The 21,906-nt window shown below is 71.0% G+C and carries 22 protein-coding genes; 15 read left to right on the top strand and 7 right to left on the bottom strand.

Annotated features, from left to right (window positions below):
- Positions 1-65 precede the first annotated feature (65 nt).
- From glmS to tsaE, 4 genes are all read left to right on the top strand, one after another.
- Positions 66-1,916, top strand: a complete 1,851-nt coding sequence (gene glmS / locus Q0818_RS03260; RefSeq protein ID WP_298871323.1) for a glutamine--fructose-6-phosphate transaminase (isomerizing) — start codon at positions 66-68, stop codon at positions 1,914-1,916.
- Positions 1,917-2,142: 226 nt separating this feature from the next.
- On the top strand, positions 2,143-2,589 hold the full coding sequence (locus Q0818_RS03265) for a holo-ACP synthase (RefSeq protein ID WP_298871326.1): 447 nt from the start codon (positions 2,143-2,145) through the stop codon (positions 2,587-2,589).
- Complete coding sequence (alr, locus tag Q0818_RS03270; RefSeq protein ID WP_298871329.1) at positions 2,586-3,707, top strand: alanine racemase; 1,122 nt, start codon at positions 2,586-2,588, stop codon at positions 3,705-3,707. Before Q0818_RS03265 ends, alr begins: the two co-directional genes overlap by 4 nt.
- Positions 3,704-4,207, top strand: coding sequence for a tRNA (adenosine(37)-N6)-threonylcarbamoyltransferase complex ATPase subunit type 1 TsaE (tsaE, locus tag Q0818_RS03275; protein ID WP_298871333.1), 504 nt, complete (start codon positions 3,704-3,706; stop codon positions 4,205-4,207). Before alr ends, tsaE begins: the two co-directional genes overlap by 4 nt.
- Before the next feature lie 23 nt (positions 4,208-4,230).
- Here the strand turns inward: tsaE and Q0818_RS03280 are convergent, their stop codons facing one another.
- On the bottom strand, positions 4,231-5,187 hold the full coding sequence (locus tag Q0818_RS03280; protein ID WP_298871336.1) for an alpha/beta hydrolase: 957 nt from the start codon (positions 5,185-5,187) through the stop codon (positions 4,231-4,233).
- Positions 5,188-5,262: 75 nt separating this feature from the next.
- Between Q0818_RS03280 and tsaB the strand changes: the two genes are divergently transcribed.
- The 4 genes from tsaB to Q0818_RS03300 are packed head-to-tail and all read left to right on the top strand — an operon-like array spanning position 5,263 to position 7,962.
- Positions 5,263-5,895, top strand: coding sequence for a tRNA (adenosine(37)-N6)-threonylcarbamoyltransferase complex dimerization subunit type 1 TsaB (tsaB, locus tag Q0818_RS03285; protein WP_298871338.1), 633 nt, complete (start codon positions 5,263-5,265; stop codon positions 5,893-5,895).
- Positions 5,895-6,419: a ribosomal protein S18-alanine N-acetyltransferase gene (gene rimI / locus Q0818_RS03290; protein WP_298871340.1), complete on the top strand. Its 525-nt coding sequence runs from the start codon at positions 5,895-5,897 to the stop codon at positions 6,417-6,419. Before tsaB ends, rimI begins: the two co-directional genes overlap by 1 nt.
- Entirely contained in the window at positions 6,419-7,516 is a 1,098-nt protein-coding gene (gene tsaD, locus Q0818_RS03295) for a tRNA (adenosine(37)-N6)-threonylcarbamoyltransferase complex transferase subunit TsaD (RefSeq protein ID WP_298871342.1), read from the top strand. The genes rimI and tsaD overlap by 1 nt, the downstream gene beginning before the upstream one ends.
- A complete protein-coding gene (locus tag Q0818_RS03300) occupies positions 7,513-7,962 on the top strand; it encodes a hypothetical protein (RefSeq protein ID WP_298871344.1) in 450 nt (149 codons plus the stop codon). The genes tsaD and Q0818_RS03300 overlap by 4 nt, the downstream gene beginning before the upstream one ends.
- Positions 7,963-7,983: 21 nt before the next feature.
- Here the strand turns inward: Q0818_RS03300 and Q0818_RS03305 are convergent, their stop codons facing one another.
- The gene (locus Q0818_RS03305) at positions 7,984-9,171 is read right to left on the bottom strand and encodes an SAM-dependent methyltransferase (protein WP_298871347.1); all 1,188 of its coding nucleotides are present in this window, start codon (positions 9,169-9,171) and stop codon (positions 7,984-7,986) included.
- A gap of 132 nt (positions 9,172-9,303) precedes the next feature.
- Between Q0818_RS03305 and groES the strand changes: the two genes are divergently transcribed.
- The 3 genes from groES to Q0818_RS03320 all read left to right on the top strand — a co-directional run bounded on the left by groES (position 9,304) and on the right by Q0818_RS03320 (position 12,314).
- Positions 9,304-9,600, top strand: coding sequence for a co-chaperone GroES (gene groES / locus Q0818_RS03310; RefSeq protein ID WP_013583903.1), 297 nt, complete (start codon positions 9,304-9,306; stop codon positions 9,598-9,600).
- A 184-nt stretch (positions 9,601-9,784) separates the two neighbouring features.
- Positions 9,785-10,726, top strand: a complete 942-nt coding sequence (gene rarD, locus Q0818_RS03315) for an EamA family transporter RarD (protein ID WP_298871350.1) — start codon at positions 9,785-9,787, stop codon at positions 10,724-10,726.
- A gap of 304 nt (positions 10,727-11,030) precedes the next feature.
- Positions 11,031-12,314 carry an ABC transporter substrate-binding protein gene (locus Q0818_RS03320; protein WP_298871352.1) on the top strand — a complete coding sequence of 428 codons (1,284 nt, stop codon included), beginning with the start codon at positions 11,031-11,033 and terminating at the stop codon, positions 12,312-12,314.
- Positions 12,315-12,477: 163 nt separating this feature from the next.
- Here Q0818_RS03320 and Q0818_RS03325 read toward each other — a convergent pair whose 3' ends face one another.
- The 5 genes from Q0818_RS03325 to Q0818_RS03345 all read right to left on the bottom strand — a co-directional run bounded on the left by Q0818_RS03325 (position 12,478) and on the right by Q0818_RS03345 (position 17,296).
- Positions 12,478-13,200, bottom strand: a complete 723-nt coding sequence (locus Q0818_RS03325; RefSeq protein ID WP_298871355.1) for a hypothetical protein — start codon at positions 13,198-13,200, stop codon at positions 12,478-12,480.
- A 107-nt stretch (positions 13,201-13,307) separates the two neighbouring features.
- A complete protein-coding gene (locus Q0818_RS03330; protein ID WP_298871358.1) occupies positions 13,308-14,087 on the bottom strand; it encodes an ABC transporter ATP-binding protein in 780 nt (259 codons plus the stop codon).
- Positions 14,087-15,019 carry an ABC transporter ATP-binding protein gene (locus Q0818_RS03335; RefSeq protein WP_298871361.1) on the bottom strand — a complete coding sequence of 311 codons (933 nt, stop codon included), beginning with the start codon at positions 15,017-15,019 and terminating at the stop codon, positions 14,087-14,089. The genes Q0818_RS03330 and Q0818_RS03335 overlap by 1 nt, the downstream gene beginning before the upstream one ends.
- Positions 15,012-15,992: a branched-chain amino acid ABC transporter permease gene (locus Q0818_RS03340; protein ID WP_298871363.1), complete on the bottom strand. Its 981-nt coding sequence runs from the start codon at positions 15,990-15,992 to the stop codon at positions 15,012-15,014. The genes Q0818_RS03335 and Q0818_RS03340 overlap by 8 nt, the downstream gene beginning before the upstream one ends.
- 11 nt (positions 15,993-16,003) lie before the next feature.
- A complete protein-coding gene (locus tag Q0818_RS03345) occupies positions 16,004-17,296 on the bottom strand; it encodes a branched-chain amino acid ABC transporter permease (protein ID WP_298871366.1) in 1,293 nt (430 codons plus the stop codon).
- A 310-nt stretch (positions 17,297-17,606) separates the two neighbouring features.
- On the opposite strand from Q0818_RS03345, the gene guaB reads away from it, so the two are divergent.
- From guaB to Q0818_RS03365, 4 genes are all read left to right on the top strand, one after another.
- Positions 17,607-19,109: an IMP dehydrogenase gene (gene guaB, locus Q0818_RS03350; protein WP_298871370.1), complete on the top strand. Its 1,503-nt coding sequence runs from the start codon at positions 17,607-17,609 to the stop codon at positions 19,107-19,109.
- A gap of 77 nt (positions 19,110-19,186) precedes the next feature.
- Entirely contained in the window at positions 19,187-19,873 is a 687-nt protein-coding gene (locus Q0818_RS03355) for a TMEM175 family protein (RefSeq protein ID WP_298871373.1), read from the top strand.
- A gap of 15 nt (positions 19,874-19,888) precedes the next feature.
- Positions 19,889-21,004, top strand: a complete 1,116-nt coding sequence (locus Q0818_RS03360) for a GuaB3 family IMP dehydrogenase-related protein (RefSeq protein WP_136587223.1) — start codon at positions 19,889-19,891, stop codon at positions 21,002-21,004.
- A 13-nt stretch (positions 21,005-21,017) separates the two neighbouring features.
- Positions 21,018-21,902 (top strand): SURF1 family protein, encoded by an 885-nt coding sequence (locus Q0818_RS03365; RefSeq protein WP_298871378.1) that lies wholly within the window; start codon positions 21,018-21,020, stop codon positions 21,900-21,902.
- Positions 21,903-21,906 lie beyond the last annotated feature (4 nt).

A 21,906-nucleotide genomic window follows, 5' to 3' on the forward strand; every position in this document is an offset into this window, starting at 1 on the left:
CCGTCGCGGCACGGGCGGCGGCGGCGGCGGGGTTCACCCAGCCCCGCCACGTAGACTCGGGGACCATGTGCGGAATCATCGGTTACGTGGGTCCTCGGCAGAGCCAGGACATCCTTCTGGCGGGTCTGTCGCGTCTGGAGTATCGGGGCTACGACTCCGCCGGCATCGCCGTGATCGACGGTGAGGGTGCTCTCGGGATGCGCAAGCGCGCCGGCAAGCTCGCGGTGCTGCGCGACGACCTCGAGACCTCGCCGATGCCCAACGGCACCACCGGCATCGGACACACCCGTTGGGCGACGCACGGCGGCCCCACCGACGCCAACGCGCACCCGCACCTGGCCGACGACGACAAGCTCGCCGTCATCCACAACGGCATCATCGAGAACTTCGCCGAGCTCAAGAGCGAGCTCGTCGGCGAGGGCTTCACCTTCCGCAGCGAGACCGACACCGAGGTCGCGGCGGTCATGATCGGGCGCGAGTACGCCCGCTCGAAAGACCTCGTCGCCGCCTTCCGCGCCGTGGTCTCGCGCCTCGAGGGCGCCTACACGCTGCTCGCGATGCACGAGGACCACCCCGGTCTCGTCGTCGGTGCGCGCCGCAACTCGCCGCTGGTGATCGGCCTCGGCGAGGGCGAGAACTTCCTCGGCTCCGATGTCGCCGCCTTCGTCGAGCACACCCGCAACGCCCTCGCCATCGGCCAGGACGAGATCGTCGCGATCACCCCCGACGGCGTCGAGGTCACCGACTTCTCCGGCGCCCCCGTCGAGGTCGAGGCGTTCGAGGTCACGTGGGACGCCTCCGCGGCGGAGAAGGGCGGCTGGTCGTCGTTCATGGCCAAGGAGGTCTCCGAGGAGCCCGAGGCCGTCGCCAACACCATCCGCGGCCGCATCCACGAGGGCCGCGTCGAGATTCCCGAGCTCGAGGGACTCGACGACTTCCTCGCCGACATCGACCGCATCCTCGTCATCGCCTGCGGCACCGCCGCCTACGCCGGCATGGTCGGCAAGTACGCGCTCGAGACGTGGACGCGCGTGCCCGTCGACGTCGAGCTCGCGCACGAGTTCCGCTACCGCGACCCGGTGCTCTCGCCCCGCACGCTCGTCGTGTCGATCAGCCAGTCGGGCGAGACCATGGACACCCTCATGGCCGTCAAGTACGCCCGCTCCCGCGGCGCGAAGACGCTCTCGATCTGCAACACGCAGGGCGCCACGATCCCGCGCGAGTCGGATGCCATCGTCTACACGCACGCCGGCCCCGAGGTCGCCGTGGCCTCGACGAAGGCGTTCGTCGCGCAGATCACCGCGCTCTACCTGCTCGCCCTGCACGTCGGGCGGGTGCGCGGAGCGATCGACCCCGTCGTCGCCGTCGAGGCCGTCACCGAGCTCGAGGCGGTGCCCGGGAAGATCGCGCGCGTGCTCGAATCGGAGCAGACCCGCATCGAGCAGCTCGCGCACTGGATGGCCGACACCCGCTCGGTGCTCTTCCTCGGCCGCAACGTGGGCTACCCGATCGCGCTCGAGGGTGCGCTGAAGCTCAAGGAGCTCGCGTACATCCACGCCGAGGGCTTCGCCGCCGGCGAGCTCAAGCACGGTCCGATCGCCCTGATCGAGCCCGGCCAGCCGGTGTTCGTGGTCGTGCCGAGCCCGCGCGGCTCGGGTGAGATGCACAAGAAGGTCGTCTCGAACATCGAGGAGATCCGCGCGCGCGGTGCCCGCGTCATCGCGATCGCGGAGGAGGGCGACGTCGCCGTGCTCCCCGCCGCCGACGAGGTGCTGCGCATCCCGCTCGCGGCTCCCCTCTTCGAGCCGCTGCTCGCCGTCGTGCCGCTGCACATCTTCGCGATGGGGCTGGCGGAGGCCAAGGGTCTCGACGTCGACCAGCCGCGCAACCTGGCGAAGTCGGTGACGGTCGAGTAACACCGCTGATCGCGAGGGGCCGGATGCCATGGCATCCGGCCCCTTCGTCGTATTCGCTCGGGCGGAGCGGCGGGCGGTCCGTGGTCCCGGCGCGGGACGCCGGCGCCGCGCGGACTCGGTGCCGGAGGTCGTACCCGGCACGCGCCCGCAGCCGGGCGCGACCCCGTGCGGCGCTCGATGTCGGCGGACACCGGCAGAATGGACACCGATGCCGGGAGGAGGCCGCATGATCGTGGGAATCGGGGTCGACCTCGTCGACGTGCCGCGGTTCGAGGAGCACCTCGCGCGGACACCTCGGCTTCTCACGCGCCTGTTCGCGCCGTCCGAACGGATCCTCAAGCCCCGCTCACTCGCTGCGCGGTATGCCGCGAAGGAGGCGCTCATCAAGGCGCTCGGCGGGTCGGACGGCGTTCACTGGACCGACATCGAGATCGCCTCGGAGCCTTCGGGCCGCCCCGTCTTCGTCGTGCGGGGCGAGACCGGGGCGACCGTCGCCGCTCGAGGGATCACCGCGCTGCACCTGTCGATGTCGCACGACGCGGGGCTCGCGACGGCCTACGTGATCGCCGAGGCGGTCGCACCGCCGACACCGGCGCGCGCGGCGCCCGCCGTCGCCGTGGAGGGCACCGCCGCGGCATCCGTTCCCGTTCCGGCCCGAGAGGACACCGCATGAAGATGGCACCGGGCGTGCTGCGCGAAGCGCTCATCGACGTCGACGCGATCACCGAGAACGTCCGGCACCTGCGCGCGCTCACGGGCGCCGAGGTCATCGCCGTGGTCAAGGCCGAGGGCTACGGACACGGGGCCCATCGGGCGGCGGTCGCCGCGCTGCGGGGCGGGGCCACGCGCATCGGCGTGTCCGACATCGCCGAGGCGCTCGCATTGCGGCGGGCGGGCATCCGCGCTCCGATCTTCGCGTGGCTGCACGCCCCGGGGGCGTCGTTCGACGAGGCGGTGCGCGAAGGGATCGAGCTGGGGATCTCCGACCTCGACCAGCTGCTGCGCGCGGGTCAGGCGGCGACGGAAGACCACCCCGGGGCCGTGCACCTGAAGATCGAGACGGGGCTCTCGCGCAACGGGATCGCCCAGGCCGATTGGCGCACGGTGTTCTCGGAGGCGGCCCGCCTCGAGCGCATCGGCCGTCTGCGCGTGGTCGGGCTGTTCTCGCACCTGTCGAACACGAGCCTGGACGACGACCGCGCGGCGCTGACCCGGTTCGAGGAGGGCGTGGTGCTGGCGGCGTCGATGGGGCTGCAGCCGCCGCTGCGGCACATCGCCGCGACCAACGCCGCGATCGCGCTTCCGGAGGCGCGCCTGGGCTGCGTGCGCATCGGCATCGGGCTCTACGGCGTCTCGCCTCTCGCCGACCGCACCCCGGCCGACCTCGGGCTGCGCCCCGCGATGACGCTGCGAGGCGCGGTGGCGGCCGTGCGGCGGGTTCCGGCGGGTACCGGGGTGTCGTACGGCTACGACTACCGCACGCCCGCCGACACGACGCTGGCACTGGTGCCCCTCGGCTACGCCGACGGCGTCCCGCGGCAGGCCTCGGGCCGGGGCCCGGTGTCGATCAACGGCCGGCGCTTCACCGTCGCGGGACGCATCGCGATGGACCAGTTCGTCGTCGACGTCGGCGATCACCCCGTGGCCGTGGGCGACGAGGTCGTGCTGTTCGGCGACCCGACGCTGGGTGCGCCCTCGGCTCGTGACTGGGCGGATGCCGCCGACACGATCGACTACGAGATCGTCACGCGCGTGGGGCCGCGCGTTCCCCGACGGGAGGTGCACGCGTGAGCGTTCCGGAAGAGGTGCTCGGCGAACGGGTCGTCGAAGCCCCCGCCGACATGGAGGAGCTGGGCCGGCAGATCGGGCGGGCGCTCGAGCCGGGCGACGTCGTGGTGCTCACGGGCCCGCTCGGCGCCGGCAAGACGACGTTGACCCGTGGCATCGGCGAGGGGCTCGGCATCCGCGGGCCGGTGCAGAGCCCCACTTTCGTGATCGCGCGCACGCATCCCTCGTTGGTCGGGGGGACGCCGCTGGTGCACGTGGACGCCTACCGGCTGGGCGCCGCGGTGGAGCTCGACGACCTCGACATCGACGTCGCCCACAGCGCCGTGATCGTGGAGTGGGGGCGTGGAGTCGCCGAGTACCTCGCCGACACCTGGTGGGAGATCGAGATCTCGCGGCAGACCGGGGGACGCGGCGTCGACAACGCGTGCGGCGAGATCGCCGTGCACACGGTCGAACTGGACGCCGATGCTCCGCGCACGGTGACGATCTCCCGCCGTCCCTGACGGGTCTTCCTCGGCGCCTCGGGTCAGACCTTCGGGGTCGCCCGTCCGCGCCGGGATTCGGTGGTGCGGCGGCGTGATCGCGGCAGCTGCGGGGTCCGCGCGGCCGCCCAGACCTCGCGCAGTGCGCGCAGCGTCTCGACGGGCTGCTCGACGTGGGCGAAGTGCCCGCTGTCGCCCAGGACGCGGTCGTCGTAGTCGCGCATGAGGCGGGCCCAGGCCCGCGAGTCGGCGGCGGCGACGAAGACGTCGTGCGCGCCGTGGACCGAGCGGACCGGGCAGACGATGCGGCGCCAGACGCCGTCGTCGTGGGTACGCGACATGCGCGCGGCGGCGAGGAAGGCCGAGGGGCGGATCTCATCGGCGAGGGCCGCGGTCACGGCGGGATCGACGCGCTCCGGATGCCGGAACAACGGCCGGGCGAGTGTCCGCAGCGACCCCGTGCGGCGCAGGAGCTGCAGCAGCGGGCGGGCGAGGGGGCCGAGCGCTCGCAGGATGCGCATGGCCAGGACCATGCCCGCGAGCCAGGGCAGCCGGACTCCGCCGGCCAGCGGACGACGCGTCACCGCACGGGCACCCGCGCCGCTCGGGGAGACGACGCCCACGGCGACCGTCTCGGCGGGGAAGCGCGCGGCGACGTCGAGCGCGATCACGCCGCCCAGCGAGTGGCCCACGATGCGCCAGCGGGGGTAGCCCAGCGCACGCGCGACCGCCGCGACGGCGACGGCCAGGTCGGCGGGCGCGGGCACGGGACCCGGCGACTCGCCCCACCCGGGCAGATCGATGGCGACGATGTCGGAGAGGGGCAGGCCGAGGTCGTCGGACGCGGCGATCATCGGTGCCCAGGTGGCCCACGACCCCGCCGCGCCGTGCAGCATCACGGTCGCGACGGGGCTGCCCGATGCCCTGCCGGCGCGCACGACGATGGGGCCGACCCCCGTGGGGACGACCATCCGGCGCAGCCCGAGGGCCATGGCATCCATGTCCCTTGTTCGGAGCGGAGGGAGCGGTGGATGCCGCGACGCTCGGGGGAGGAAGGCGCCGGATACCCTGGAACGGTGATCATGGGCATCGACACCTCGCTCGGCACCGCTGTCGCGGCGATCACGCGCGACGGGGAGGTGCTCGCCGACGAACAGAGCGCCAACCCCCTCGGGCACGCCGAGGTCATCGGCGACCTGTTGCGCCGCGCCTCGTCCGTGGCCGCAGCTCCCACCCATGTCGCGGTGGGCATGGGCCCGGGCCCGTTCACCGGACTGCGGGTGGGCATCGCCACGGCGCGCGTCTACGCGCTGGGCCTCGGCGTCCCGGTCGTGCCGGTGCCCAGCCACGACGGCGTCGCGCTGGGCGTCCTGCTCGCGGACGCCCTCACCGGCACCGACACCGGGCGATTCGCGGTGGTGACCGACGCGCGGCGACGCGAGTTCGCCTTCAGCGTGTACGACGGCCTCGACGACGACGGACTCCCCGTGCGCCTCTCCGACGCCGCCCTCAGCCCGCGTGACGAGCTCGATGCGCGGCTCGACGAGGCCGGCGCGCGGCGCTACGACGCCACGAGCGTGTCCGCCGCGATGATCGCGCTCGTCGCCGCGCGCGCTCTCGACGCCGATCGCACGCTCGCCGGGACGGAGCCGCTCTACCTGCGCAGCCCCGACGTGGTCGCCGCGCACGCCCCGAAGAGGGTCAGCTGATGTCGACGCGGGCGGCCGCGGTCGCCGACCTCGACGCGATCATGGACCTGGAGCGCACGTCGTTCCCCACCGACGCGTGGAGCGCGGCGATGATGCGCGAGGAGCTCGCCTCACCGCACGGCTTCTACGTCGTCGTCGAGGAGGCCGGGCGCCTGGTCGGCTATGCGGGTCTCCGTGCGGTGCGCGGGGCTCGGGATGCCGACATCCAGACCATCGCGATCTCGGCGGCGGCCCGCGGACGCGGGCGCGGTCGGGCCCTGCTGACCACGCTGCTCGACGAGGCCGCGCGCCGCGGCGTGCACGACGTCTTCCTCGAGGTGCGCGCCGACAATCCCGTGGCGCAGGCGCTCTACGCGTCGGAGGGCTTCGCCGAGGTCGGCCGCCGCCCCCGGTACTACCAGCCCGACGACGTGGACGCGATCGTGATGCAGCTCGACCTGCGGGGGTGGGCGGCACGGCGGGCCGAGACCATGGGCGTCGCGGCATCCGACCCCGCGACCTCCACCGGAAAGGGATGGTGCTGATGGACGCGCCCCTCGTGCTCGGAATCGAGACCAGCTGCGACGAGACCGGGATCGGCATCGTGCGGGGCCGGACCCTGCTGAGCAACACCATCGCCTCGAGCATGGACGAGCACGCCCGCTACGGCGGAGTGGTCCCCGAAGTCGCGGCTCGCGCTCACCTCGAAGCCCTGCAGCCCTCGATCGACGCCGCTCTCGCCGAGGCGGGCGTGACCCTCGCCGACCTCGACGCCGTCGCCGTGACCAGCGGTCCGGGACTCGCCGGAGCGCTCATGGTCGGCGTGGGCGCGGCCAAGGGCCTGGCCGTCGCGCTCGACAAGCCGCTCTACGCCGTCAACCACCTCGTGGGCCACATCGCCGCCGACATCCTGGATGCCGAGGCGGGTGAGCTCGAATACCCCACCGTCGCCCTGCTGGTGAGCGGGGGCCACACCTCGCTCCTGCTCGTCCGCGACCTCACGAGCGACGTCGAGCTGCTGGGCGAGACGATGGACGATGCCGCGGGCGAGGCGTTCGACAAGGTCGCGCGTCTGCTGGGGCTGCCGTACCCCGGAGGTCCCGAGATCGACCGCGCGGCGGCGACCGGCGACCCCGCCGCGATCCGTTTCCCGCGCGGACTCTCTCGCGCGTCCGACATGGCATCCCACCGTTACGACTTCTCGTTCTCGGGGCTCAAGACCGCCGTCGCCCGCTGGGTCGAGCAGCACGAGGCCACCGGTGAGCCGGTGCCCGTGGCCGATGTCGCGGCGTCGTTCCGCGAAGCCGTGGTCGACGTGCTCGTGACCAAGGCCCTCGACGCGTGCGTGCGCTACGGCGTGCCCCGGCTGCTGCTGGGCGGGGGCGTGATCGCGAACAAGCGCCTGCGCGACGTCGCGCTCGAGCGCGCGGCTGCGGCGGGGGTCGCCGTGCGCATCCCGCCGCTGCGGCTGTGCACCGACAACGGCGCCATGATCGCCGCTCTCGCGGCCGAGCTCATCGCGTCGGGCCGGCGCCCCTCGACCCTCGCCTTCGGCGCCGACTCGACCCTGCCCGTGACCGAGATCCAGGTCGCCGAAGACCCCGACGCCCCGGCTCCGGATGCCGAGGCCCCGGCGCCATGACCGATCAGACGCCGCCCACGCGCCGGGCGCGCAAAGAGACGCCCGAGCCCGCGGCTGCTCCGATCGACCCGCGCCGTCCGTGGATGGTGCCCGCGGGTGAGCGCCCGGAGGTCGCGGATGACGACCCTGAGCGCCTTCCGACCGCGCAGCTCGAGATGGCGGCGTTCGGCGACCACCTGATCCCGTACGTCCCGCCCGCGCCCGCACCCCCGCGGTCGCTGGCGCCGTGGGCGCTCGCGGTGGCGATCCTCGCGCTCGCCGCGGCGCTCATCACGGGGTGGCTTCTTCCCCTGGGCGTGGTCGGGATGATCCTCGCCGCGATCTCGCTGCGACGCCCGCACGACGGTCGGCGCGTGGCCGTCTGGGCGCTGTGTCTGTCGCTGCTGGCCGTCGTGTTCAGCGCCGGGTGGCTGATCTGGGGTTTCTCGCAGCTCGCCGTGCGCTGAGGTGCCGTTACGCCGCCGGGGTCAGACGCGGTCGGCCAGCAGAGCCAGGCGCGTGGACCCCACGCGGGTGAGGAGCAGCGTCGCGACCTCGTCGCCGCGGAGCGCGAGCTTCTTGCGCAGCACGGCCGGGTCGACGTCGACGCCGCGCTTCTTGATCTCGAGCGTGCCGATCCCGCGCGCCCGCAGGGCCTGCGCGAGCTTCTTCGGGTCGGCGGGCAGCTGCTCCCGTACGCGGAACGACTGCACGAAGGGACTCGTGAGGGGAGTGTCGGAGGTGAGGTAGGCGATCTGCGGCGAGAGCATCCCCGCCTCGAGCGCGCGCGCCACCTCGCCGATGAGCCGGGCGCGGATGACCGCGCCGTCGGGCTCGTGCACGAAGGCGCCCAGCTCCCGCGGCTCGGCGTCGGGGCTGTCCGCCGGCGCCGTGAGCTCCCACGCGTCGCCGCCGCGCACCACGAGAGCCGCACGCCTCACGTCGTCGCGGGCGAGCGCGCCCGCCCACAGCACCAGCTCGATGGTCGAGCCGTCGGCGCTGATCCATTGCGCCTCGACGTCGTCGGGGATCTGCGAGCGGTCGAAGCCGGGCCCGAGCTTGACTCCGCCCGGGGTGCGGCGCAGCAGCTCGAACACCCACTCGAGCGACGGCGACCACTCGCCGGAGGCGACCTGCCGCGTCTCGGAGTGACCCGCGGTGCGGCGCGCGGGGTCGAGCCACACGGCATCCATCCCGGTCAGGTCGGCGTCTTCGGCGCGCGCGTGCGCCACCGTCGCGGCCTCGCCGAAGGGGGCGAGGTTGTAGGCCGCGATCGCGGCGGTCACCTCGTCGGCGTCGACCGCGTGCACCCGGATGCCGAGCCCCGCCAGCCCGAGCGCGTCGCCGCCGATGCCGCAGCCGAGGTCGGCCACGCTCTCCACGCCCGCGGCACGGAACCGCCCCGCGTGCCGCGCCGCGATCGACAGGCGCGTGGCCTGCTCGAGGCCGGCGCGGGTGAAGAGCATGCGGTCGGCGAACGCGCCGAACTTCGCGGCCGCGCGGACGCGGAGCCGCGACTGACCGACGACCGCCGACACGAGGTCGGGGGAGTGGCCGGCCGCCCGCAGCCGCGACACCGCACGGGCGGCGTCGTCGGTGGATGCGACCGGGCCGAGCTCGTCGAGCAGGCGCAGGCCGTCGGGCGTGAGCAGGGCGGTCAGCTCGCTGGTATCCACCGATTCAGCCTAGGCGGGTGAGTGTGCTGGCACTCGCGTTGCATGAGTGCCAGCGCTTCTCTACACTCGGATTAGCACTCTCCCCGCGTGAGTGCTGACAAGTCTTCTGTAACGAGAAAGAAGAGGTAGACCGTGTCGGTTTCCATCAAGCCGCTCGAGGACCGCATCGTCATCAAGCAGGTCGAGGCTGAGCAGACCACCGCGAGTGGTCTCGTCATCCCCGACACCGCCAAGGAGAAGCCGCAGGAGGGCGAAGTCGTCGCCGTCGGCCCCGGCCGCATCGACGACAACGGCAACCGTGTCCCCCTCGACGTCGCCGTCGGCGACCGCGTGCTCTACAGCAAGTACGGCGGCACCGAGGTCAAGTTCGGCGCCGAGGAGTACCTCGTGCTCTCGGCTCGCGACGTCCTGGCGGTCGTCGTCCGCTGATCGCGTGACTCGATCGAAGGCCCCGGGTGCTCGGCATCCGGGGCCTTCGTCGTTCCCGTGTGTGGGCGGTCAGACCCGGAACCGTCCCGGCAGGGGCGGGGTGGGCGTAGACGTCGCCTTGCGATGGCAGGAATGCGCGGGTGCGCGACCGTCGCGGCGTCGAGGGCGCGCGTAGGCTGTGTCGGTGACCCCCGCTCCCTCCACTCCGACCGGTGGGAGCACCCGCGGCGCCCTGTACGCGTTGGGTGCCTACCTGCTGTGGGGCGTGCTGCCCATCTACTTCCTGCAGCTGAAACCGACCGGCCCCTTCGAGGTGGTCGCCTGGCGCATCGTCCTCGCCTTCGTGTTCTGCCTGCTGCTGCTCACCGTGCTGCGCACGTGGCGGCCGTTCCTCGCGATCGTGCGGCAGCCGCGGCTGATGGTGCTCACCGCGGTGGCCGGTGTGCTGATCTACGTCAACTGGCAGACCTACCTCTTCGGCGCCCTCACCGGACACGTCATCGAGACCAGCCTCGGGTACTTCATCAATCCGATCGTCACGGTGCTGCTCGGCGTCGTCGTGCTGCGCGAGCGGCTGCGGGTGCTGCCGTGGATCGCGGTGGGCGTCGCCGTCGCGGCGGTCGTCGTGATCGTCGTGGGGTACGGCGCCTTCCCGTGGATCGCGCTGACGCTGGCGTTCTCGTTCGGCTTCTACGGCCTGGTCAAGAAGCAGATCGGTCCCGCGGTGGATGCCGTGAGCGGGCTGACCCTCGAGTCGATGTGGCTGCTGCCGGTCGCCGTCATCCAGTTGATCTTCGTCGCGAACCTCACGGGGATCACACTCGGGACGGCGGGGACGTTGCACACGGTGCTGCTGCTGCTGGCGGGGGCGATCACCGCCGTCCCCCTGCTGTTGTTCGCCTCGGGCGCCCGACGGGTGCCGCTGACGGTGATCGGTCTGCTGCAGTTCGTCGCGCCGATCATCCAGTTCGCCATCGGCGTGTGGGTGCTGCACGAGCCCATGACGACCGAGCGGTGGGTGGGGTTCGCCCTCGTCTGGGTAGCGCTGGTGATGCTGAGCGTCGACTCCGTGATGGCCGCCCGGCGACAGCGGCGCGTGCTCGACGACGTGGTCGAGCCGGTCTGACGGGGAACGACGCACTACCCGTCCGCTCGACGGACGTCGTCGGGTGCCTCGAGAGCGTCGCCCCGGTATCCCCCCTCGCATTCCCGTGACGCTGCCGGAACCGGCCGCCCTTTCGTTCCCGGTCCGACGATCCGTGCACTCTTCGGGATGCCGTCAAGACGCGAGCCCAACCGTTATGCGGCCGTGATCGCTTCGACGCACATCGTTAACGAACGGCAACACGCGGAAAATGCGCCGACGATTAGGTTTAGGTCACCAGGTGGCCCATTGGGTCGCCCAACGTTCATTCACAGCAAGGAGCACTATGAACGTCTTTCCGCGCACGCGCAGCGCCAAAATCCTCGGCGGCATCGCCCTGGTCGGCGCCAGCGCGCTCGTCCTCGCCGGATGCTCCGGCGGCGGCAGCGACGCCGCCGCACCGAGTGCATCGTCGGGCGGCGGCGCCGTGTCCGAGGCCGACGGCACGTTCCACGTCGGCACGATCCTCCCGGCCACGGGTAACCTCGCCTTCCTCGGCCCGCCCGAGGTCGCGGGTGTCAAGCTCGCGATCAAGGACATCGAGGCCACGGGCAGCGACTTCCCCTTCACGACCGAGCTGACCGAGCGCGACTCGGGCGACACCACGACCGACATCGCGACGCAGTCGGCGACCGAGCTCGTCGACGCCGGCGCCGACGTCGTCATCGGTGCGGCCTCGTCGGGTGTCTCGTTCACCTTCGTCGACCAGCTGGTCAACGCGGGCGTCGTGCAGATCTCGCCCGCCAACACCTCGCCCGACTTCACCACTTACGCCGACGACGGGTACTACTGGCGTACGGCGCCCTCCGACGTCCTGCAGGGCCGCGTGCTCGGCAACCTGATGGTCGGAGACGGTGCGGCCAACGTCGGCATCATCTACATCAACGACCCGTACGGCATCGGCCTGAAGGACAACGCGACGACGGCCATCGAGGCCGCCGGTGGCGAGGTCTCGGTCGCGGTCCCCTACAACCCGGGTGACACGGTCTTCACCTCGCAGGTCGACGAGCTGCTCGCCGCCCAGCCCGACGCGATCGCGGTCATCGCGTTCGAGGAGACCTCCTCGATCATCCCGCAGCTGGTCAGCACGCAGGGCTACGCGGCGTCGAAGGTCTACTTCGTCGACGGCAACCTGTCGAACTCGTACGAGTTCCCGGCCGGCACCCTCCAGGGCGCCAAGGGCACGCTGCCCGGCAACCCCGCCGACACCGACTTCCAGTCGCGTCTGAAGGAGGTCGACCCCGCGTTGACCGACTACAGCTACGCTCCGGAGTCCTACGACGCGGTCATCGTCGCGGCCCTCGCTGCGGCGCAGGCGAAGGACGACTCGGGCACCGCGATCCGCGACAACCTGCAGTCGGTCTCCGAGGGCGGCGAGAAGTGCACCACGTTCGCCGACTGCCTGAAGCTGATCAACGCCGGTACCGACATCGACTACGACGGTGTGTCCGGCCCGATCACCTTCGACGAGAACGGTGACCCGACCGAGGCGTACATCGGCATCTACCAGTACGGTGCCGACAACAAGTACACCCTGCTGAACACGGAGTTCGGTTCGCTCAACGAGTGACCCGACCCCGCGCGAGGGCCCGGATCCGCGAGGATCCGGGCCCTTTCGCGTGTCCGGGGCCCGGGGGTCCGGGCGCCTCGTCGTGACGTCGGCAGAGGCCGCGCGGGCGCACCGGCGCGGCCACGCAGCCCGCGGAGGCGAGGCCGCGCGTCGGTGCGGGCCGTCAGCGGGCGGGAGTGAGGCCGCAGACCTCGGCGGTGAGCGCGAGCAGCGCATCGGCGACGTCCTTCGACCGCTCAAGGGGTACCACGACCTCGCGCCCGTCGACCCGGGCGACGAGGTCGAAGAGCGTCCCCACCTTGTCTTCGGCGATGGCGTGCGCGTCGCATCGCTGCGGCACCACGGCGATCTCGACGACCGACGGCGCATCGCCCGCGGCCACGCTCAGCCCCACGGGAGCCTCCGCCCCGGCGGCGAAGCGCAGGAGCACCGTGCCGCGCAGCGCGACGAGGTCGGCCGTGCCCTGGCCCTCCGGTACGGGCTCGACGGCCACGCGCATCAGGATCGAGCCGTCGGGTCCGGCTGCGGCACTCGTGGCCCGGACCTGTACGACGGATGCCAGGTCGTCGCGGTCGCACGCCGTGGCGCTCGCGCGCGGCAGAACGTCGAGCTCGTCGGCCAGGGGCGCGGTCGCCGTCACTCCGTCCGCGGTGAAGGTCGCCTCGGGAGCCTGTGCGTCATCGGTGCACCGGATGGCGGGCAGAAGGACCGGGAGGTCGACGGTGCGGCCCGGGGCGAGGGTCGTCGGCCTCACGGCATTCCACTCCGCCGAACCGGCGAGGACGGGGGAGGTGAAAGAGGCCGCGGTGAGGGTGGTGGCGGTGTCCGAGGTGTTCGTCACCCGCAGCTGTACGCGACCGACGGCGATGTCTCCGCGCTGTTGCACCAGGGCGACCTCGAGCGACGACGCGGGAGGCGAGGAGGAGGCCGAACATGCCGCGAGTGCGGCGCCCACCAGGGTGAGCGCCGCACTCGCGGTGTATCGGCGGCGGATCAGGCCTCGGACCCCTTGCCGTCGCGCTTGGCGTCCTCGTCGGCGGCGAGGGTGCCTAGGTACAGCTCGATGACGCGGGGGTCGGTGAGCAGCTCGCGACCCGTGCCCGTGTACGCGTCCTTGCCCTGGTCGAGCACGTATGCCCGGTGGCAGATCTGCAGGCAGCGGCGGGCGTTCTGCTCGACCATGATGATCGTCACGCCGGCGCGGTTGATCTCGGCCACGCGCAGGAACGTCTCGTCCTGTCGCACGGGCGAGAGGCCGGCCGACGGCTCGTCGAGCAGCAGCACCGAGGGGTCCATCATGAGGGCGCGGCCCATGGCCACCATCTGACGCTCGCCGCCCGAGAGCGAACCCGCGCGCTGACGACGCCGCTTGCCGAGCTCGGGGAACAGGCCCGTGACGAACTCGAAGCGCTCGGCGAAGACCTTGGGGCGCTGGAAGAGCCCCATCTGCAGGTTCTCCTCGATCGACAGGCTCGGGAACACGTTGTTGTTCTGCGGGACCATCCCCACGCCCTTGCCGACGAGCTTGTCGGCCTTGAGCGCGGTGATGTCCTCGCCGTTCAGCAGCACTCCGCCGCCGCGGATCTTGACCTGACCGAAGATGGCCTTCAGCAGCGTGGACTTGCCGGCGCCGTTCGGACCGATGATGCCGATCAGGTCGCCCTGGTAGGCGTCGACCGTGCACCCGTTGAGGATGTTCACGCCCGGGAGGTAGCCGGCGACGAGGTCGTCGGTCCGCAGGACCGCGGTGCGCGTGGCGGTGGTGTCGGTCATCAGAGCTTTCCGTCCTTCTCGTCGGCGGTGAGCTCCGCTTCCGCTTCCGCGGCGGCCTCGGCCTGGATCGTTTCGAGCTGCGACGTGGTCATGTCGCCCAGGTCGGTGTCGTGGTGCGCGCCGAGGTAGGCGTCGATGACGGCCTGATCGCTCATGACCGTCTCGGGCGGGCCCTCGGCCACCACTCGACCCTCGGCCATGACGACGACCCAGTCGGAGATGTGACGCACCATGTGCATGTCGTGCTCGACGAAGAGCACGCTCATCCCCTCCTTCTTCAGGTCGAGGATGTGGCCGAGCAGGCTCTGCGTGAGAGCCGGGTTCACACCGGCCATCGGCTCGTCGAGCATGACGAGCTTCGGGTCGCTCATGAGCGCACGCGCCATCTCGAGCAGCTTGCGCTGGCCGCCCGACAGCGACGCCGCGAAGTCCTCGCGTTTGGCATCCAGCTTGAACCGGCGCAGCAGGTCGTCGGCCCGCTCGGTGTTGGCGGCCTCCTGGGAGCGCCAGATGCCCGGGATGAGGGCGCGGAACAGGTTCTCGCCCTTCTGCCCGCGGGCGCCGAGCAGCATGTTCTGCAGCACGGTGAGGCGGCCGAGCGACTTGGTCAGCTGGAAGGTGCGCACCATTCCGCGGCGCGACACCTTGAACGCGGGGACGCTGGCGAGGTTCGAGCCCTCGAAGCTCCAGCGGCCGGTGTTGGGCTTGTCGAACCCGGTGAGCAGGTTGAACAGCGTCGTCTTTCCGGCACCGTTCGGGCCGATGAGGGCCGTGATCTGCCCGCGGGGGATCTCGAGGTGCTCGACGTCGACCGCCTTCAGTCCGCCGAACTGGCGGGTGACGCTGTCGGCGACGACGATCGGGTCGACCTTCTCGCAGCCGGGCCGGACCTCTCCCTTGACGAGAGGATGGGTGACGGTCGTGTCAGACATTGAACGACAGCTCCTTCTTGTTGCCGAAGATGCCCTGCGGTCGGAAGATCACCAGGAGCATCAGTCCGATGCCGACGAGGATGAAGCGCACCTGGCCCGTCTGCGTGCTGGACATGAAGCCCAGGATGCCGACGTCGCGCAGTCCCACGATGATGCCGTTCGACAGCGAGAGCAGCACCCAGAAGAGCATCGCGCCCACGATCGGGCCGAGGAGCGTGGCCGCTCCGCCGAGCAGGAGCGCGGTCCAGATGAAGAACGTCAGGGCCGTGCCGTAGTTCCCGGGCTGCACGGCGCGGGGGAGGATGAACACCACGCCCGCGAGTCCGCCCATGACGCCGCCGAGGACCAGCGCCTGCATCTTGTAGGAGTACACGTTCTTGCCGAGGCTGCGCACGGCGTCCTCGTCTTCGCGGATGCCCTTCACGACACGGCCCCAGGGGCTGCGCATGAGCATGAAGACGAGGATCGTCGCGATGATGACGAGGCCCCAGCCGAACAGGCGCACCCACCAGTCGTTCGCGGAGTAGGTCCACGGCCCGACGCCGTACGTGCCCGCCGGCAGCGGGTTGATCGCCTGGAACTCGCGGTTGTAGCCGTTCAGGCCCTGCGAGCCGCCGGTGACGCTCGTGAGCCCCACGGTGGAGACCACGTACCGCACGATCTCGGCGGCCGCGATGGTCACGATCGCCAGGTAGTCCGCGCGCAGGCGCAGGGTCGGGATGCCGAGGAGGAAGGCGAAGAGCACCGACGCGACGATCGCGACGAGGATCGCGAGCCACACGGGGGCCGCGAACGACAGGGTCGCGATGGCGAAGGCGTAGGCGCCGACGGCCATGAAGCCCGCCTGGCCGAAGTTGAGCAGCCCCGCGTAGCCGAAGTGCACGCTCAGGCCGATGGCGGCGAGGGCGTAGGCCGCGGTGGTCGGGCTGATGAGCTCGCCCGCGGCGTTGTTGAAGATCGAAAGCCAGTCCATGTCGTTCTACCTCAACCGATCCGCTCTTTACGACCGAGCACACCCTGCGGCCGGAAGAGCAGCACGCCGATGAGCACGATCAGGGCCACCGCGTACCGCAGGTCGGGTGGGATGACGATGGTCGACAACTCCGTGATGATGCCGATGATGAGCGATCCGACGAGGGCGCCGAACGCGCTGCCGAGACCGCCGAGGGTGACCGCCGCGAACAGCAGCAGCAGGATGGCGAAGCCCATGTCCCACGTGACGCCGCGGTAGAGGCCGTACAGCACGCCGGACAGACCCGTGAGGGCGCCCGCGAGCACCCAGACGATCCGGATCACGCGGTCGACGTTGATTCCCGACGCCGCGGCGAGGGAGGCGTTGTCGCTGACGGCGCGGGTGGCCTTGCCGATACGGGTGCGGGTCAGGAAGTACGCCACGAGAGCGAGCATCACGACGCTGATGCCCATGCTGATGATCGAGGTGAGGGTGACCGTCACCGGGCCGATCGTGACGTTGTCGGTGATGCCGGTGTCGATGTTGCGCGTGCCGCCGTCGAAGAAGTACAGGTACAGGTAACGCAGGACGATCGAGAGGCCGATCGTCACGATGAGCACCTGGACGAGACCGACCCCGCGTTTGCGGAGAGGTTTGAACAGCACGGCATCCTGCGTCCATCCCAGCGCCGCCGAGAGGGCTACCGTCAGGAGGATCGCGAGGAGGATGTTCCACCCCATCGCCGTGAAGACGTAGAAGATGATCGCGCCGAAGGTGAGCATCTCGCCGTGGGCGAAGTTGTTCACGCCCGTCGTGCCGAAGATGAGCGAGATGCCGATCGCGGCGAGGGCCAGGAGCAGGCCGAAGTTGAGGCCGTAGAAGAAGCGCGAGAAGAGCGTGTCCCAGATGGAGCCCGCGGCGGCCGTGCCCTCACCGGTGGGGAAGAGCACGTTGACCGTGTTGGTCGTGCCGATCGTCACGTCGCGCGTGACGTTGTCGGGGTCGCGCGGGGCGACGCCGTCGGGGAGGGTGTCGACCTGCAGGGTCGCCGTGTAGGCGCCCGGCCCGGGGACCGCGACCGCCCAGCGACCGTCGGCGCCCGTGGTGCCGATCTCCGAGAAGCCGGAGCCCTCGACGCTGATCTCGACGCCCTCGACCGGCTCGTCGCCGGCGCGGATGATGCCGCCGATCGTGTACTGGGTCGAGACGTCGCCCGTCCCCGCCGAGGCGGCGGGCGTGGGGGCGGTCGTCGTCTGGGCGTGGGCGGGTGACGCGAGGAAAAGGCTCAGGACGGCGATCGTGCTCGCGAAGAGCGCGACGATCACGGCCAGTCGGGATATGGTGCGCGATCGTATCGCGGTGGGGGAGGAATGACCCACGGAGTCTCCAGTTCGGCAGCGCTGACGAAGTCGTCCCGTCAGCTTCGACGGTCGACGCTACGAGCGTAATGTGTCGACGGTGTTTCGCGGAGCGGGTCGTTAGCGAACCGTGTCATGCGCCCTGCGCGCAGCGGCCAGCCCTCCGGGAACATTTCGGGCCGCTTCGACGCTTTAGAATTCCAGGCGGAGCGCTTCCCGGGCGCCCCGGCCGACGTCGTCCTTTTTTCGAGCAGGCGCCGCGCGCGCAGGAGGATCCATGGAGCAGCACGACCCCTTCGGTTTCATCGGACTGACCTACGACGACGTCCTGCTCCTGCCGGGGCACACCGACGTCATCCCGAGCGAGGCCGACACGTCGTCGCGGCTCACGCGCCGCATCACGGTGGCCACTCCTCTGCTCTCGAGCGCGATGGACACCGTGACCGAGGCGCGCATGGCGATCGCGATCGCGCGTCAGGGCGGCATCGGCATCGTGCACCGCAACCTCTCGATCGAGGACCAGGCCGGCATCGTCGACCAGGTCAAGCGCAGCGAGTCGGGCATGGTCTCCAACCCCATCACCACCAACCCGGATGCCACGGTGGCCGAGGTCGACGCGATGTGCGCGCAGTACCGCATCTCGGGCCTTCCCGTGGTCGACCCCGACGGCGTGCTCGTCGGCATCATCACCAACCGCGACATGCGCTTCGTCTCGGGCTTCGAGCGTCAGACGACCAAGGTCAAAGACGTGATGACCAAAGAGGGTCTGATCACCGGGCACGTCGGCATCCACGCCAACGACGTGATCGCGACGTTCGCGAAGCACCGCGTCGAGAAGCTGCCGCTCGTCGACGAGGACGGCAAGCTCGCCGGCCTCATCACCATCAAGGACTTCGACAAGAGCGAGAAGTACCCTCTCGCCACCAAGGACGACCACGGGCGCCTCCGCGTCGGCGCGGCGATCGGCTTCTTCGGCGACGCGTGGCAGCGCGCCGAGGCTCTGCGCGACGCGGGCGTCGACGTGCTCGTCGTCGACACGGCCAACGGCCAGTCCGCCGGCGTCATCGACATCGTCTCGCGTCTCAAGGCCGACGCCTCGTTCGACCACATCGACGTCATCGGCGGCAACGTCGCGACCCGCGAGGGCGCTCAGGCCCTCATCGACGCCGGAGTGGATGCCGTGAAGGTGGGCGTCGGACCGGGCTCGATCTGCACGACCCGGGTGGTCGCCGGTGTCGGCGTGCCCCAGGTCACGGCGATCTACGAGGCCGCCAAGGCCGCGATCCCCGCGGGCGTTCCCGTGATCGCCGACGGCGGTCTGCAGTACTCGGGCGACATCGCCAAGGCGCTCGTCGCCGGTGCCGACACCGTCATGCTCGGCTCGCTCCTGGCCGGGACCGACGAGTCGCCCGGCGAGATCGTCTTCCAGGGCGGCAAGCAGTTCAAGCAGTACCGCGGCATGGGCTCGCTCGGTGCGCTGCAGACCCGCGGCAAGAAGACGTCGTACTCGAAGGACCGCTACTTCCAGGCCGACGTCCCCAGCGACGACAAGCTCATCCCCGAGGGGATCGAGGGTCAGGTGCCCTACCGCGGCCCGGTCTCCGCGGTGGCGTACCAGCTCATCGGCGGCCTGCGGCAGTCCATGTTCTACGTCGGTGCGCGCACCGTCGAGGAACTCAAGTCCAAGGGCAAGTTCGTGCGCATCACCTCGGCGGGCCTGAAGGAATCGCACCCCCACGACGTGCAGATCGTCGTCGAGGCGCCGAACTACAAGAAGTAACGCAGCGATGTGAGAAGGGCCGGGCAGGCGACTGCCCGGCCCTTCGTCGTCCTCGAGCACGCGGATACGCTGTGCGCATGATCAGGCGGAGGAGTCACCCCGAGGCATCCGTGTCGACGCGGCGCGCCGAGGCGTTCACCGACGGGGTGTTCGCCATCGCGGCGACGCTCTTGGTGCTGGGGCTGACGGATCAGTCGCTGGGCACCGTTCGCACCGATGACGATCTGGTCGCGGGGCTCCTGGGGCTGACGCACCCTCTCTTCTCGTTCGTCATCAGCTTCCTCATCCTGTGCGTGATGTGGATGACGCACGTGCGCCAGTTCGAGTGGATCGTGCGCATCGACGACGCGGGCATGTGGATCAACAACGTCAGGCTGCTGTTGATCGTGCTGGTGCCGTTCACCTCGTCTCTCGACACCACGTACAGCGACTTCCTGCTCGGCAGGGTGCTGCTCCCGGTCAACTTCTTCCTCGCCATCGTGCTCGGCTGGCTGCAGTGGGTCTGGGCGGTGCGCTCCGGCGCCATCGTGGACATGTCGCCCGCCGACGCCCGTCGGTTGGGGCGGGCGAGCATCAGCGCGGTCGTCATCAGCGGGACGGCGATGCTCCTCAGCCCGTGGCTCGGTTCCATCGGCTTCCTGCTCTTCGCCTTCGACGGGCCGCTCACGCGGCTGCTCCGCGGTGCCGATTCGCCGTCGTCGCCGCCGTCGGTCGCTTCTCGCGACGGTGGAGGATCCGGCGGGGATGTCGGAGGGCGCGGGTAGGCTGGTCGGGTGACCATGGAGATCGACCTCGGCCGCGCCAAGCGCGCCCGCCGCGCCTACACCTTCGACGACATCGCCGTCGTGCCGTCGCGGCGCACGCGCAACCCCGAAGACGTCTCGACCGCGTGGACCATCGACGCGTTCCCGTTCGAGATCCCGGTGCTGGGCGCGCCCATGGACTCCGTGGTCAGCCCGCGCACGGCGATCGAGCTGGGCCGTCTCGGCGGTCTCGGCGTGCTCGACCTCGAGGGTCTGTGGACGCGATACGACGACCCCGAGCCGCTGCTCGCCGAGATCGCGACCCTCCCCGAGGCCGATGCGACCCGCCGCATGCAGGAGCTCTACTCCGAGCCGATCAAGCCCGAGCTCGTGCGCGATCGTCTCGCCGAGGTGCGCGCCGCGGGCGTCACCGTCGCCGGTGCGCTCACCCCGCAGCGCACGCACGACCTCTACGAGACCGTCGTCGCCGCGGGTGTCGATCTCTTCGTGATCCGCGGTACGACCGTGTCGGCGGAGCACGTCTCGAGCGTCGCCGAGCCGCTCAATCTCAAGAAGTTCATCTACGACCTCGACGTGCCCGTGATCGTCGGCGGCGCTGCCACCTACACCGCAGCCCTCCACCTCATGCGCACGGGAGCCGCGGGCGTGCTCGTCGGATTCGGCGGGGGAGCGGCGTCCACCACGCGTGCGACGCTCGGCCTGCACGCGCCGATGGCCACCGCCGTCGCCGACGTCGCCGGCGCTCGTCGCGACTACCTCGACGAGTCGGGCGGACGCTACGTCCACGTGATCGCCGACGGCGGCGTGGGTACCTCGGGCGACATCGTGAAGGCCCTCGCCATGGGTGCGGATGCCGTCATGCTCGGTGTCGCGCTCGCGCGAGCGACCGACGCTCCCGGCCGCGGGTTCCACTGGGGCCCCGAGGCGCACCACGCCAAGCTGCCGCGCGGTCGCCGGGTCGCGGTGGATCGCGTCGGCCCGCTCGAGCAGATCCTGTACGGCCCCGCGCCCGTCGCCGACGGCACCGCGAACCTCATCGGCGCGCTGAAGAAGTCGATGGCCACCACCGGGTACTCCGACCTCAAGGAGTTCCAGCGCGTCGAGGTCGTCGTCGCCCCCTACGGCCACTGACGCCGGAGCACGCATGACGTCCACCCCCGCGACCGCCCCCGCGCCGCCCCAGGTCTTCCCGCCCACGCTGCGGGAGGTCATGCTGCGGCCGCGGTGGATCGCGCTGCTGGCGTTCTCCCTCGTGGTCGCCGGAGCCCTCGCGTGGCTCGGGCAGTGGCAGCTCGGTCGCGCCGTCGACACGTCTCCGCCCGAGCCGGGGCAGACCGAGGTGGTGCGTCCGCTCGACGACGTCGTGCAGCCGGGCGACTACCTGCCCGAGCCGCTGGTGGGGCAGCGGGTCGAGGTGAGCGGCACGTGGGTGGCATCCGACTTCATCGTCGTGTCGTCGCGCTTCAACGACGACGTCGAAGGCTATTGGGTGACGGGCCAGCTGCGGGTCGCCGGTGCGGCCGAGCCGACCTCGATCGCCGTGGCGACCGGGTGGACGAGCGATCCCGCCCAGGCGGATGCCGCCGCCGCGCAGCTGAAGGCCGAGGTCGAGGCGAACCCGAGCGCGATGGTCGAGGTGACCGGACGCCTGATCTCCGACGAGGGTCCGTCGGTCCCGCCCGCCGGGGCCGACCCGCAGACGCTGGTGAAGATGTCACCGGCCATGCTGCTCGGGCGCTGGCACGACACGACCGGGCTGAACGTCTACCGGCAGTACATCGCGTCGCAGACGGCGATCGGCCCGCTCGACGCCATCTCGTCGCCGGCACCCGACGAGCGCTCCCGCGTCAACTGGCTGAACATCTTCTACGCCGCCGAGTGGGCGGTCTTCGCCGGCTTCGCGCTGTACCTCTGGTACCGCCTCGCGCGCGACGCGTGGGAGAAGGAAGTGGAAGATCTCGAGGACGAACAGTTCGAGGGCGAACAGCCCCGACCGCTCGCGGCAGAACCCGCGGAATCCCGCGACTAGACTG

Source organism: uncultured Microbacterium sp. (assembly GCF_947489255.1).
Lineage (GTDB): Bacteria > Actinomycetota > Actinomycetes > Actinomycetales > Microbacteriaceae > Microbacterium > Microbacterium phycohabitans.

Bases quoted from the DNA above. Each gene is read 5' to 3' on its own strand.
- glmS (WP_298871323.1), top strand. From the start codon at position 66: ATGTGCGGAATCATCGGTTACGTGGGTCCTCGGCAGAGCCAGGACATC.
- Q0818_RS03265 (WP_298871326.1), top strand. From the start codon at position 2,143: ATGATCGTGGGAATCGGGGTCGACCTCGTCGACGTGCCGCGGTTCGAG.
- alr (WP_298871329.1), top strand. From the start codon at position 2,586: ATGAAGATGGCACCGGGCGTGCTGCGCGAAGCGCTCATCGACGTCGAC.
- Q0818_RS03280 (WP_298871336.1), bottom strand. From the start codon at position 5,187: ATGGATGCCATGGCCCTCGGGCTGCGCCGGATGGTCGTCCCCACGGGG.
- rimI (WP_298871340.1), top strand. From the start codon at position 5,895: ATGTCGACGCGGGCGGCCGCGGTCGCCGACCTCGACGCGATCATGGAC.
- tsaD (WP_298871342.1), top strand. From the start codon at position 6,419: ATGGACGCGCCCCTCGTGCTCGGAATCGAGACCAGCTGCGACGAGACC.
- Q0818_RS03300 (WP_298871344.1), top strand. From the start codon at position 7,513: ATGACCGATCAGACGCCGCCCACGCGCCGGGCGCGCAAAGAGACGCCC.
- Q0818_RS03320 (WP_298871352.1), top strand. From the start codon at position 11,031: ATGAACGTCTTTCCGCGCACGCGCAGCGCCAAAATCCTCGGCGGCATC.
- Q0818_RS03330 (WP_298871358.1), bottom strand. From the start codon at position 14,087: ATGACCGACACCACCGCCACGCGCACCGCGGTCCTGCGGACCGACGAC.
- Q0818_RS03335 (WP_298871361.1), bottom strand. From the start codon at position 15,019: ATGTCTGACACGACCGTCACCCATCCTCTCGTCAAGGGAGAGGTCCGG.
- Q0818_RS03340 (WP_298871363.1), bottom strand. From the start codon at position 15,992: ATGGACTGGCTTTCGATCTTCAACAACGCCGCGGGCGAGCTCATCAGC.
- guaB (WP_298871370.1), top strand. From the start codon at position 17,607: ATGGAGCAGCACGACCCCTTCGGTTTCATCGGACTGACCTACGACGAC.
- Q0818_RS03355 (WP_298871373.1), top strand. From the start codon at position 19,187: ATGATCAGGCGGAGGAGTCACCCCGAGGCATCCGTGTCGACGCGGCGC.
- Q0818_RS03360 (WP_136587223.1), top strand. From the start codon at position 19,889: ATGGAGATCGACCTCGGCCGCGCCAAGCGCGCCCGCCGCGCCTACACC.
- Q0818_RS03365 (WP_298871378.1), top strand. From the start codon at position 21,018: ATGACGTCCACCCCCGCGACCGCCCCCGCGCCGCCCCAGGTCTTCCCG.